Source organism: Massilia sp. LC238, assembly GCF_000735635.1.
Taxonomy (GTDB): Bacteria; Pseudomonadota; Gammaproteobacteria; order Burkholderiales; family Burkholderiaceae_D; genus Telluria; species Telluria varians.
In genome coordinates this window covers 57,999-69,299 of sequence record NZ_JNNN01000012.1, presented here as the reverse complement: position 1 = coordinate 69,299, position 11,301 = coordinate 57,999, and the positions used below count along the sequence as shown (strand labels likewise).

At 66.8% G+C, this 11,301-nt stretch carries 11 protein-coding genes and 1 tRNA gene; 3 read left to right on the top strand and 9 right to left on the bottom strand.

Annotated features, from left to right (window positions below; genetic code table 11):
• Positions 1-208: 208 nt before the first annotated feature.
• Positions 209-285 (bottom strand) — tRNA-Val (locus tag FG94_RS03005).
• 133 nt (positions 286-418) lie between these two features.
• Between FG94_RS03005 and FG94_RS03000 the strand changes: the two genes are divergently transcribed.
• Both FG94_RS03000 and FG94_RS02995 read left to right on the top strand, forming a co-directional pair.
• Complete coding sequence (locus FG94_RS03000; protein ID WP_036206882.1) at positions 419-1,348, top strand: cation diffusion facilitator family transporter; 930 nt, start codon at positions 419-421, stop codon at positions 1,346-1,348.
• A 79-nt stretch (positions 1,349-1,427) separates the two neighbouring features.
• Entirely contained in the window at positions 1,428-2,408 is a 981-nt protein-coding gene (locus FG94_RS02995) for an NAD(P)/FAD-dependent oxidoreductase (protein WP_051996082.1), read from the top strand.
• Here the strand turns inward: FG94_RS02995 and FG94_RS02990 are convergent.
• From FG94_RS02990 to FG94_RS02955, 8 genes are all read right to left on the bottom strand, one after another.
• Positions 2,384-3,334, bottom strand: coding sequence for a sensor domain-containing diguanylate cyclase (locus tag FG94_RS02990; RefSeq protein ID WP_036206879.1), 951 nt, complete (start codon positions 3,332-3,334; stop codon positions 2,384-2,386). The genes FG94_RS02995 and FG94_RS02990 overlap by 25 nt on opposite strands.
• A 71-nt stretch (positions 3,335-3,405) precedes the next feature.
• Positions 3,406-4,284, bottom strand: a complete 879-nt coding sequence (gene aac(3) / locus FG94_RS02985; RefSeq protein ID WP_051996081.1) for an aminoglycoside 3-N-acetyltransferase — start codon at positions 4,282-4,284, stop codon at positions 3,406-3,408.
• Between the two features lie 88 nt (positions 4,285-4,372).
• The gene (locus FG94_RS02980) at positions 4,373-5,005 is read right to left on the bottom strand and encodes a hypothetical protein (protein WP_036206876.1); all 633 of its coding nucleotides are present in this window, start codon (positions 5,003-5,005) and stop codon (positions 4,373-4,375) included.
• Positions 5,002-5,934: an MlaD family protein gene (locus tag FG94_RS02975; RefSeq protein WP_036206873.1), complete on the bottom strand. Its 933-nt coding sequence runs from the start codon at positions 5,932-5,934 to the stop codon at positions 5,002-5,004. Before FG94_RS02975 ends, FG94_RS02980 begins: the two co-directional genes overlap by 4 nt.
• A gap of 14 nt (positions 5,935-5,948) precedes the next feature.
• The gene (locus tag FG94_RS02970; protein WP_036206870.1) at positions 5,949-6,755 is read right to left on the bottom strand and encodes an ABC transporter permease; all 807 of its coding nucleotides are present in this window, start codon (positions 6,753-6,755) and stop codon (positions 5,949-5,951) included.
• Between the two features lie 78 nt (positions 6,756-6,833).
• Positions 6,834-9,086: a bifunctional (p)ppGpp synthetase/guanosine-3',5'-bis(diphosphate) 3'-pyrophosphohydrolase gene (locus FG94_RS02965; protein WP_036206868.1), complete on the bottom strand. Its 2,253-nt coding sequence runs from the start codon at positions 9,084-9,086 to the stop codon at positions 6,834-6,836.
• A gap of 20 nt (positions 9,087-9,106) precedes the next feature.
• On the bottom strand, positions 9,107-9,457 hold the full coding sequence (locus tag FG94_RS02960; RefSeq protein WP_036206866.1) for a RidA family protein: 351 nt from the start codon (positions 9,455-9,457) through the stop codon (positions 9,107-9,109).
• 31 nt (positions 9,458-9,488) lie between these two features.
• Positions 9,489-10,370, bottom strand: coding sequence for an alpha/beta fold hydrolase (locus tag FG94_RS02955; RefSeq protein WP_036207053.1), 882 nt, complete (start codon positions 10,368-10,370; stop codon positions 9,489-9,491).
• A gap of 133 nt (positions 10,371-10,503) precedes the next feature.
• Between FG94_RS02955 and FG94_RS02950 the strand changes: the two genes are divergently transcribed.
• Entirely contained in the window at positions 10,504-11,298 is a 795-nt protein-coding gene (locus tag FG94_RS02950; protein WP_036206864.1) for a 3-hydroxybutyrate dehydrogenase, read from the top strand.
• The last annotated feature ends 3 nt before the right edge of the window (positions 11,299-11,301 follow it).

Genomic DNA, 11,301 nt, shown 5'->3' with positions numbered 1-11,301 from the left:
CCGCGTCTAGCGATTCCCCCACAACATAGTCGTAGTTCGCGGTGTCATAACCGTCGGTGCCTTTCTCGCTCTTACATGTGCGCGACTCAAACAAGCTACTGCGCGTTGCATTTCCGGTTTGCGATGCTCGCTGTACTCAAGTACAGCTGCGCTTCTCAACCGGAACTGCTGCCGCTCGCTACGCTTCTTTGAGCCTCGCTGGGTATTCTGGTGGGCGGTGCAGAATTCGAATCTGCGACCCCTTGGATGTCGACCAAGTATTCTAACCAGCTGAACTAACCGCCCGATGCCGCCATTATAGGGAGCGCACACGCGTTAAGCAAGCCTTGTCCGAATTAAAGTTTCCTGGCGAGCCGGCCTGCGCCCCCGGTCGGCCATTGCTTTACACTAGAAGCTTGTTCAAATCACCACGCCGACGATGTCTGCCAACCAAGCCGAGCCCTCTTCCGACCACCTGCACGCCCACCTCGACGGCGATGCCAGCCATACCCACGTCATCGAGGGCCGCAGCCAGCTGGCCCTCGGGGTCACGCTCGGCCTGACCCTGCTGTTCGCCGTCATCGAGGTCATTACCGGCTTCATCTCGAACTCGCTGGCCCTGATCTCCGACGCCGGCCACATGGTGACCGATGCCGCCGCCCTCGGCCTGGCGCTGCTGGCCCAGGCCATCGCCAAGCGCCCGCCCTCTTCGCGCCACTCCTTCGGCTTCGTGCGCGCCGAAGCGCTGGCAGCCTTCGTGAACAGCCTCGCCATGCTGGCGCTGGTGGCCTGGATCGCCTGGGAAGCCGTGCAGCGCCTGCTGCACCCGGAACCGGTGCAGGGCGGCGTGGTGCTGGTGGTGGCCGCGATCGGCGCCTCCATCAACCTGCTGGTCGCCTGGATCCTGTCGCGCGACAACCAGAGCATCAACACCCGCGCCGCGCTGGTGAACGTGATGGGCGACCTGCTCGGCTCGATCGCCGCGATCGCCTCCGGCGCCATCATCTACTTCACCGGCTGGCTGCGGGTCGACCCGATCCTGTCGATCTTCGTGGCGATGCTGATCCTGCGTTCCACCAGCGGCATCCTGCGCGAGTCCTACCACTTCCTGATGGAGGGCGTCCCGCACGAGATCGATTACCTCGAAGTCGGCGCCAGCCTGAAGGCGATCGACGGCGTGCTCGACGTGCACGACCTGCACGTGTGGGACATGTCGCCCGGCCACCCCGCCCTGATCGGCCACCTGGAGATCGCCAGCCTCGAGCAGTGGCCCACCGTGCTGGCCGCGGTACGCGCGATGCTGCGCGAAAAGCACGGCATCGACCACGTCACCCTGCAGCCGGAGGCGGCCGGCGGCAAGTCGCTTTGAAACCTTGTAAGCACTCTCTTACCCGCGCCCTGCCCGCACGCCGATATCCGGGACGCTGCCCGGTCAGCATAATCGGCGCATGGACTGTTCACGCACCGTATTCGACACCCTCATCATCGGCGGCGGCCCGGCGGGCCTGACCGCCGGCGTCTACCTGCGCCGCTTCCCCCGCCACATCGCCTTGGTCGACAAGGGCAATAGCCGGCTGTCCTGGATTCCGGTCTCGCACAACTACCCCGGATTTCCGGAAGGTATCAACGGCGTGGCGCTGCTCGAGAACCTGCGCGCCCAGCTGGCCAACTACGGCGGCAGCGTGATGCCCGGCGAGATCCTCGACCTGCGCCTGGAAGACGGGGTGTTCGTCGGCGACTATGCGCCGCTGGATGGCGGCGAGCCCTGCCAGATCCGGGCGCTGACCGTGCTGCTGGCCACCGGCGTGGTCGACGCCGGCATGCCGGTCGAGCGCTGGGACGAGGCGGTGCGCTGCGGCGCGGTGCGCCTGTGCCCGGTGTGCGACGGCTGGGACGTGATCGACAAGCGCATCGGCGTGGTCACCTCCGAGGTCAACCCGGTCGGCCACGCCCTGTTCATGCGCACCTTCAGCGCCGACGTGCTGCTGTTCGAGCGCGGCCCGGTATCGACCATCAACGACGAGGACCGCCAGCGCCTGGCGGCCGCCAACGTGCGCTACATCGATTCGCCGCTGGCCGGCGTGAGCATGAGCGAGGACATGAAGCCGATCCTGCATACCAAGGACGGCGAGGACTATCACTGCGACGTGTTCTACCCGATGCTGGGCGAGAACGCGCGCTCCGACCTGGCCAGTTCGCTCGGGGCGGAAACCGTCGAGTGCCGCAAGCTGCTGGTGGACGACCATTGCCGCACCTCGGTCCCGGGGCTGTTCGCGGTGGGCGACGTCACGCGCGGACTGAACCAGATCGCGGTGGCGACCGGGCAGGCGGCGCTGGCGGCGACGACCATCCACAATATGCTACCGTGGGCGCTGCGGCCCGCGCTGGAACAGGCGTCGCCGGATCAGGCCTCGCTGTCGCAGACCTGATCGCGCCCGGCCGACTTGGCCTGGTACAGGCGCCGGTCGATGCGGTCGAGGAAGACCTCGGCCCGGTCCTGCTTGCTCGGCACGATGGTGCCGGCGCCGATACTGACCGTGACCAGGCGACCGACGCCGGAACGCGCGTGCGGCAATTCCTTTTGCGCCAGCAGCCGGCGGCAGCGCTCTGCCACATTGCGGGCCGCCTCCGCATCGGTCGCCGGCAGCAACAGCACGAATTCCTCGCCCCCCAGCCGCGCGCACAGGTCGCGCGAGCGTGACGCTCCGGCGTCGAGCGCCGCGGCCACCTGGCGCAGGCATTCGTCGCCCTGCATGTGGCCGTAGTAATCGTTGTACTGCTTGAAGTAGTCGACGTCGACCACCAGCAGCGACAAGGGCTCCCCGGTCGCATGCGCCTTGGCCCATTCGACCGGGTACAGGGTGTCGAACATGCGGCGGTTGGCCACGCCGGTGAGGCTGTCGCGGTAGGACAGCACCTCGAGCTCGCGCTGCAGCTGCAGGATCTTGTCTTCCGCCTGCTTGCGCGCCGTGATGTCGAACATGAAGCCGACCAGCGCCTCGACGCTGCCGTCGGGGCGGCGCAGCACGTGCACCACGTCGCGGATCCAGACGTAGTCGCCGTCGCGGGTCAGCGCGCGGTAATCGGCCTCGTGGTCCACGCCCTGCTTCGACTGGGCGACGCAGAAGTCGACGGTCTTCTGGCGGTCGTCCTCGTGCATGCGCGCAGCCCAGTCGTCGACCGACTGCCAGCTGGACGGACTCCAGCCGAGCAGCGCCTCGATCTGCGGACCGATATAGGTGAAGCGCATGGTGGCCCAGTCGATGCGCCAGGGGATGGCCTTGGTCGATTCGAGCAGGGTGCGGTAGACGCCGGCATCGTCGCAGGCGAAGGCTTGGGGAGCAGGATCGGTCATGGCGCGTATGCTGAGTGGATACGCTTCAATTGTGCACCGGAAATTATCGTTTAGGCCAGACCGGGAAAAGTTTATTGGGGCCGGCCGCGGCTCACTTCCGGTTCATCCAGACGGGCCGCATCCGAAGCCGCCTGGGGATGGCGCCGCTCGAGCCAGGCCTGGCCGAAGCGGACAATATCGTTCGCATCGATCAGCCGGGCTGCTGCGCGGCCCACCTGCCCTTCCCGATGCCGTCCGAACGCAAGATAGTCGCGCGCGATCCGCTCGACCGCATCGGCTTGGCCGGCTTGCGCGTACTCGTCCAGAATGCCGTTCGAGTCCCAGTCCGAGGCCGTCACCCACACGCGCTTGCCTTCCTCATCCAGCACGGGCATCGAATAGCTGACGCGGCGCTTGCCGGGAATCCGCGCCACCGCTTCGGCATAGTGCAAGGCGGTAATGGCGTCCGGACCGGCGCCGATCGACAGGATCTTGCCGCGCTTGTGCAACAGACGCTCGATCGGCGAACCCGGAACATAGGCGCTGTCCATGGGATGGGGAGCGACCAGCCAGAGCGCATCGGCGCCGATCGCCGCCATCGAGGCATCCGGGTGCGCGCTGCGCCGGCATCCCGGGTGCATCCGGATGAACTCGTTGAAGGCGCCGAACCCGGGATAGGTAGGCGCGTGGTCGGGATCGAATGCCGGCCAGCTGTCGCGCACGGCGTCCGGAATGGCAGCCTGTCCGAGTGTCTCCTCGTACGGCGAGTCGCTCCAGGAGACGTAGGCCATCAGGTTGCCCTCCGCGCCGACGCAGGCCAGGATCGCTTCGAGCAGGGCCGCCGGGCCGCCAGCGAGAGGCCCGACGGCGCGCAGCGAGACGTGCGTCATGACCGCATCGCCACGGCCGACGCCAAGCGCCGTCAGTTGGCGGATCAAGATGTCCATGAGTAAAACGTCGGGACGCTGCATGTGCGCTCCTCGGCAAGCGCTCAAGGCTCGAGGTGCAGGCTTGTGCCGCCCAGTTCCTGATACATGCGCTTGACCGGCGGTCCGCGCCTCAAGCTTGCCCCGAGGCCAACGCGATCCGGCGCCGGATGCGCTGCACTTCCTGCGCGTTGCCGGCCGCCTCGGCCCGCTTCACCTGCACGCCCAGCCAGGCCAGCAGCGGCCGGCGCCAGCCCTGGTTGGAGGCCGTGTCGATGGCCTGCACGATGCCTTCCGGGCTGATGCGCCCGGCCTTGAAGGCGGCACCGGCGGCCACCAGGCGCGCCAGCGGATCGGCCACGGCGGCGACCTGGCCGGTGGCGACGACGGATTGGTGCTGTCCGGGCAGCAGCGCCACGTTCAAGCCCTCCCAGCGGCCGTAGAGATAGTCGGCGTAAGCGCGCTGTTCCGGCGTGGCTTCCTGCGCCAGCGCGGCGTAGCCCGGGCAGTCGTCGAAGTCGAGGCTGGCTACCTGTGCGGCGCAGCGCACCAGTTCGACCTGGGCCACATGATCGGCGCGGCCGGTGCTCGTGGTGGCCGTACGCGCAGTGCGGAATTCCGCGGCTGCGGCAGCGGTGTGCCCTTTCAGGTAATCCTCGACGGAGCCGTCGAGGGCCCCCTTGGCATCAAGCTGCCAGTCGGGCGGCAGCGGTTTGCTGGCGCAGGCCGCCAGCATGGCCACGGCGAGGAAGGCGACGATTTTCATGGCAGCTTGATCTCCTGGTTGCTGCGGGCGAAGGGCCACTTGCGGTTGATCTCGTCCACCAGGCGGTTCACCTTGCGCAGGCTGGCGTCGACCTCGCCGCGCAGTGCGCCCAGGTCCTGGGTGGCCACGCGCGCATTGGCGCCGACGGCCTGGGCCTCGACCAGCACCGCGTCCACCTTCTTGAGCGTGGTGCTGGCGTCCTGCAGCACCACGTGCAGCTGGCGGATCGCCACCTGGGCGTCGTCCATCACGCCGTTCTTGCCGTAGACGCGCTGTTCGGTCTTGCCCAGCAGGGAGTTGATGCGGTCGAGCGCCTCGCCCAGCTTGCGCGCCTCGGCATCGCCGCCCATCACGCCGCCCAGCACCCCGCCGGGGCCGTTCAGGCGACCGGTGACGGCATTGATGTTGGCCAGGCTGGCGTTGATGTCGGAGTCGTTCGCCGTCATGGTCTCCAGGTTTTCCAGCAGCGCTCTGGCGGTGGCGACGATGCGCGGGATCTCGGCGGTGGCGTCGCCGCGCAGCACCTGGCGGGTGGCGCCGGGGGGCAGCGGCGGATCGTTCAGCACGCCGGTGAAGGCGCGCAGCCGGGTTTCGCCGACGATGCTCGACTCGAGCGTGAACACGCTCGAGGTGCGCAGCCACTTGGCGTCCTTGCTCTGCACGTCGACCAGGATGCGCACCTTGCCCTCGGGCGAGAGCTCGACCTGGCTGACGCGCCCGATCGGGAAGCCGGCGAAGCTCATGTCCATGCCGGGGATGACGCCGGACGAGTCGTCGGTTTCCAGGACCAGGCGCTGGGTCGGCTCGAACACGCCGCGCGCGTGCATCACGTAGCCGAAGAAGGCGACGACCAGGATGCCGATCGCCGCCAGGAGGATCATCGCCTTGAGTTCGACATGTTTCGGTTCGTCCGGCAAAGGTTCGGTCATGGCTTCCTATTCTTTTAAATATATTTCAGCGCCAGCGAGGCGGCCTCGATCACCAGGAGCACGAACAGCAGGCGCAGCGCGCCCGGCTGCACGGTGGAATGCACGCGGCGCGGATAGCGCTGCAGCTCGAGGATGGCGGCGGTCGGGATCAGCGCCACGGCCAGGCCGAAGAACACGGTCTTGAGCACGAAGCCGATCGTCACCGTGGGCGAGAACACGCGGCCGACGGTGCGGGTGTAGTCCGTGATCCCCCAGGGCAGCAGGCCGTACACGTTCAAGTAGGCCAGCACCAGCACGATGGTGCTGGTGACCATGGCCAGGCTGGTCACCGCGACCGAGTTCGCCAGCAGCTGCGGCACCATGTCGCGCCGCAGGCGGCGCAGGGCTTCGTCGTTGGCGGCCTGCGGCGACAGGCCGGCACGCGCCAGCCCGAGGGCCGACGCGTCGAAGGCCATGCTGGCGCGCAGGGCCACGAACATCGCGGCGGAGAGGGGAATCAGTTCCAGCACCAGCACCCGCACCACCATCTCGAGTGCGAAATGCGACAGCCCGTAGCTCTTGGCCGTGACCAGCACGATGCGGATGATGACCAGGCTGATCAGGGCCGAGGCCAGCGAGAACCCCGGCAGCACCTGCCAGGTGCTGGCGTAGATGTGGCGCGCGGCCGCCAGCCGGTTGGCGCGGTTGTAGGTCGAGGGCGACAGCGCCATCACCAGCGCGACAGCGCCCAGGTGCACCATGTACCACCAGCTGCGCAGGTAGCGCAGGAACGCGAGGCCCCACAGGCTTGGCTTGGCGTAGAGGTTGAGGGTTCGGCGCATGGTGTCAATATGATACAAATTTTGGTGGATATGCCCGTTTTTTGTATCGAATCGATACCGCCGGCAGCGCGAACCCCGTCATTGGCGGCGCGCCTCCATCACCCCCTTCACTTCCGCGATTGCCGCCAGCGCCTTGTTCAGTTGCCCGGTCGACCCGATCTCCGCCGTGAAGACCATGCGCGCCTGCCCCTTGCTGCTCTGCGTGTTCACGCCGATCACGTTGATCTTCTCGCGCATGAACACGTCCGAGATATCGCGCAGCAGTCCCTGCCGGTCCATCGCCAGGATGAACAGGTCGACTGGATACACGGTCTCCAGCCCGGCCGAACCCCACTCGGTCTGGATCACCCGCTCCGGCGCCTTGGCGCGCATCTCGGCGAAGTTCTTGCAGCTGAGGCGGTGGATGGAGACGCCCTTGCCGCGCGTGACGAAGCCGCAGATCGGGTCCGGCGGCGCCGGCTTGCAGCACTTGGCCAGCATGGTCATCAGGCCCTCGGTGCCGACCACCAGCACGCCCGACTTGGCGCCCTGCTCCACGCTCGAGGCGCGGCTCTTGTTGACCACCGCCTCGTCGATGGGCGGCGGCGCTTCCACCGTGTCGTGCAGGGCCGCTTCCACGTGGCGCAGGCTGAACTTCTCCTTGCCGACCTGAATGAACAGCTCGTCGACCTTGGCAAAGCCGAGCTTTTGCGCCAGCGCTTCCAGGTTGACGGCGGTCTTGCCCTCGCGCTGGAGCGATTTTTCGACCAGCGCGCGCCCCTGGGCCAGGGTCTCGGCCTGTTCCTGCGCGTGGAACCAGGCCCGGATCTTCGACCGGGTCCGGCTGCTGACCGTATAGCCCGGACTGAGCCAGTCGCGCGACGGCCCCTGGGTGCCGGTCGGCCCCTTGGCGGTGATGATCTCGCAGGTCTGGCCGTTGCGCAAAGGCGTGTTCAGCGGCACCATCGCGCCATCGATCTTGGCGCCGCGGCAGCGGTGGCCCACCTCGCTGTGCAGGTGATAGGCAAAGTCGATCGGGGTCGCGCCCTGCGGCAGTTCCAGCACCCGCGCCTGCGGAGTCAGGACGAAGATGCGGTCGTCCAGGGTGGCGGCCTTGAGCTTTTCGACCCATTCCTTCTGCAGGTCTTCCTGGCCGGCGACCACGTCGGCCACGTCGCTCTTCCAGGCCAGCAGCTGGCGCAGCCAGGCGATCCTCTCGTCGTATTTCTGGCTCTTGAAGTTCGACCCGCCCTCTTCCTTGTAGCGCCAGTGCGCGGCCACGCCGTACTCGGCGAAGTTGTGCATCTCCTGGGTGCGGATCTGCACTTCCAGCGGCCGCCCGTCCTCGGCGGTGACGACCGTGTGCAGCGACTGGTAGCCGTTCGGCTTCGGGCGCGAGATGTAGTCGTCGAATTCCTTCGGGATCGGGGTCCAGATGTTGTGGACGATGCCGAGCACCGTATAGCAGGCCTTGACGTCCTCGACGATCACGCGGAAGGCGCGCACGTCGTACAGCGAGGAGAAATCGAGCTCCTTGCCGCGCATCTTCTTCCAGATGCTGTAGATGTGCTTCGGCCGCCCCGAGACCTCGGCCTTGATGCCGGCGTCGCGCAGCTCCTTTTCCAGCCGGTCGATCGAGGACTGCACGAAGCCTTCGCGCTGCATGCGCTTCTCTTCGAGCATCTTGGCGATCTGCTTGTAGGCGTCCGGCTCGATGAAGCGGAAGGACAGGTCTTCCAGCTCCCACTTGAGCTGCCAGATGCCGAGCCGGTTGGCCAGCGGCGCATAGAATTCGAGCACCTCGCGACCATAGGCGCGGGTGACCTCGTCGAAGCGCTTCTGCTCCGAGAAATAGCGCAGGCTGGCGGCGCAGGCGGCCAGGCGCATCAGCACCACGCGCATGTCCGAGGCCATTGCCAGCAGCATCTTGCGCAGGGTCTCGACCTGGGCGGCGGCCTGCTGGGCGGCGTTCTTGCCCGCATTTTTCGCTTCCGCCACCTGGTCCTTGCCGGCCGTGAGGTCACGCAGCTTGACCAGCTGGTACACGCCCTGCACCAGGTCGGACACTTCCTTGCCGAAGCGCTCCTCGAGCGAGCCCGCCACCGCCGGATCCATCATCGCCAGCTCGAACAGCAGGCCGGCGATGCGGGTTTCGGCGTCGGTGCGCAGCACCGCCAGCGTGCCGGCCACGCCGAGCGAGAATTCGAACGCATCCTGGCCCGTGCCGGCCCTGCGCTCGCCGTACATGCTGCTGGCGTAGTCGAGCGCCGTCTGGACCCGCGCGCAGTCTTCCACGCTGAGTCCCTGGACCAGCTGGGTGCTGGCGTCACCGAGTAGAACGCTTGATACCATCTAGCTTGTATGCCTCCGACTCAGCGCAGTGCGGCGGTGATGCAGACCTCGACCAGGCATGCGGGATTGGCCAGCTTGGCCTCGACGGTGGCGCGCGGCGGGGTGTGGCCCTGCGGCACCCACTCGTCCCAGACGCTGTTCATGCCGGCAAAGTGCTCCATGCTCGAAATGAAGATCTGGCACATCAGCACGCAGGACTTGTCGCTGCCGGCTTCGTTCAGCAGGCGGTCGACGTGGCCCAGCACCTCGCGCATCTGGCCTTCGATGCCCTGGGTGGTGTCTTCGGCGATCTGGCCGGCCAGGTAGACGGTGCCGTTGTGGATGGCGGTTTCGGACAGGCGCTTGCCTACGTGGAGTCGTTTGATTTCCATAGCTGCTTTCTTATAAAACTTGGCGGAAGCCTCATGCTCCGCCGACTAAAAATTCGCGTGCGATCGCGATCTGGTCCGCACGCACGAAGGTGGGCGCATGGCCCACGCCCGGGATCTCGACCAGGCGCGGCTTCGGTCCGCGCGTGCACATCTCGAGGGCCGTCTCGCGCGACAGCAGGTCGGACTGCTCGCCGCGCACGAGCAAGGTCGGGCAGCGGATCGCATCCCAGGCCGCCCACATCTGGGCTTCGTCGCCGGCCGCGCGTTCCGGCGTGATGGCGCGGAAAGGCTGGGCCAGGCCGAGGTCGTAATGGCGCACCCACTGGCCGCCCGGCTCCTGGCGCAGCACGTCGCTCGCCAGCTTGAACCATTCTTCCTCGGTATGCGGGCCGAAGGACATCGACACGGCTTTCACGTAGGCCGCGCCGGTGTCGAAGTCGGGGAAGCGGATGTCCTGGCCGATGTACTCGCCGATGCGGGCCAGCGCGCCCTGGTCCAGCACCGGACCGATGTCGTTGAGGACCAGCTTGCGGATCGGGCTGTCTTCGAGCGAGGCCAGGATCATGCCGATCAGGCCGCCCATCGAGGTGCCGAACCAGTGCACCCCGAGCGTGTCGTCGGCGGTAACGCGCGCAATCAGCGTGACCATGTCGGCGACATACTGCGGCACCGTGTAGTACTCCGGATCGCGCAGGCGGCCGGAGCGGCCGCGGCCGACCACGTCCGGGCAGACCACGCGGTATTCGTCGCTCAGTGCCCGCGCCAGACCATCGAAGTCGTCGGCCACCCGGGTAACGCCGTGCACGCAGACCAGCACCTTCGGATTCGCGGGGTCGCCCCACTCCTTGTAGGCCATGCGGTGCAGGCCGGCGGGCGAACTGCACTGCACGCTATTCAATCTGGCTTCGCCGATTTGCACCTTCGCCCCCGCTCAGTCATGACAATATTGATTACTTTGCATCGCAACACGCCATTTTACTTGGCATTGCCATTAGAATTCTACCAATTCTGAGGAAGCAACCCGTTCACCCACGAAAGAGGACGCAATGAAATCCAATATGCTCAGCGGTAAAACAGCACTCGTCACCGGTTCCACCTCGGGCATTGGCCTGGGGATCGCCCGTTCGCTGGCGGAACAGGGCGCCAACATCGTGTTCAACGGCTTCGGCGACGCCCAGCAGATCGAGAAGCTCTACACGGACGTGGGCACCGAATTCGGCGTGCAGACCGCCTACCACAATGCCGACATGAGCAAGCCGCTTGAAATCGAGGCGATGATGCGTTTTGCTGCCGACAAGTTCGGCGGCGTCGACGTCCTGGTCAACAATGCCGGCATCCAGCACGTGGCCACCGTGGACGAGTTCCCGGCCGAGAAGTGGGACGCGATCATCGCCATCAACCTGACCTCGGCCTTCCATACCAGCCGCCTGGCCATCCCCGGCATGAAGCAGAAAAACTGGGGGCGCATCATCAACCTGGCTTCGGTGCACGGCCTGGTAGGTTCGGCCGGGAAGTCGGCCTATGTCGCGGCCAAGCATGGACTGGTGGGCTTCACCAAGGTGACCGCGCTCGAACTCGCCGCGACCGGCGTGACCTGCAACGCGATCTGCCCGGGCTGGGTCCTGACCCCGCTGGTGCAGAAACAGGTGGACGACCGCGCCGCCCGCGACGGCCTCTCGAACGACGCGGCCAAGAAGGCCCTGCTGAGCGAAAAGCAGCCTTCCGGCGAATTCGTCACCCCGGCGGAACTGGGCGCGCTGGCCGTGTTCTTCTGCAGCCCGGCCGGCGACCAGGTGCGCGGCGTGGCCTGGAACATGGACGGCGGCTGGGCCGCACAGTAAAGG

What these genes read in the sequence shown, in the direction of transcription:
- FG94_RS03000 (WP_036206882.1), top strand. Translation starts at nt 419, where the DNA reads ATGTCTGCCAACCAAGCCGAGCCCTCTTCCGACCACCTGCACGCCCAC.
- FG94_RS02995 (WP_051996082.1), top strand. Translation starts at nt 1,428, where the DNA reads ATGGACTGTTCACGCACCGTATTCGACACCCTCATCATCGGCGGCGGC.
- FG94_RS02990 (WP_036206879.1), bottom strand. Translation starts at nt 3,334, where the DNA reads ATGACCGATCCTGCTCCCCAAGCCTTCGCCTGCGACGATGCCGGCGTC.
- FG94_RS02980 (WP_036206876.1), bottom strand. Translation starts at nt 5,005, where the DNA reads ATGAAAATCGTCGCCTTCCTCGCCGTGGCCATGCTGGCGGCCTGCGCC.
- FG94_RS02975 (WP_036206873.1), bottom strand. Translation starts at nt 5,934, where the DNA reads ATGACCGAACCTTTGCCGGACGAACCGAAACATGTCGAACTCAAGGCG.
- FG94_RS02970 (WP_036206870.1), bottom strand. Translation starts at nt 6,755, where the DNA reads ATGCGCCGAACCCTCAACCTCTACGCCAAGCCAAGCCTGTGGGGCCTC.
- FG94_RS02965 (WP_036206868.1), bottom strand. Translation starts at nt 9,086, where the DNA reads ATGGTATCAAGCGTTCTACTCGGTGACGCCAGCACCCAGCTGGTCCAG.
- FG94_RS02960 (WP_036206866.1), bottom strand. Translation starts at nt 9,457, where the DNA reads ATGGAAATCAAACGACTCCACGTAGGCAAGCGCCTGTCCGAAACCGCC.
- FG94_RS02950 (WP_036206864.1), top strand. Translation starts at nt 10,504, where the DNA reads ATGAAATCCAATATGCTCAGCGGTAAAACAGCACTCGTCACCGGTTCC.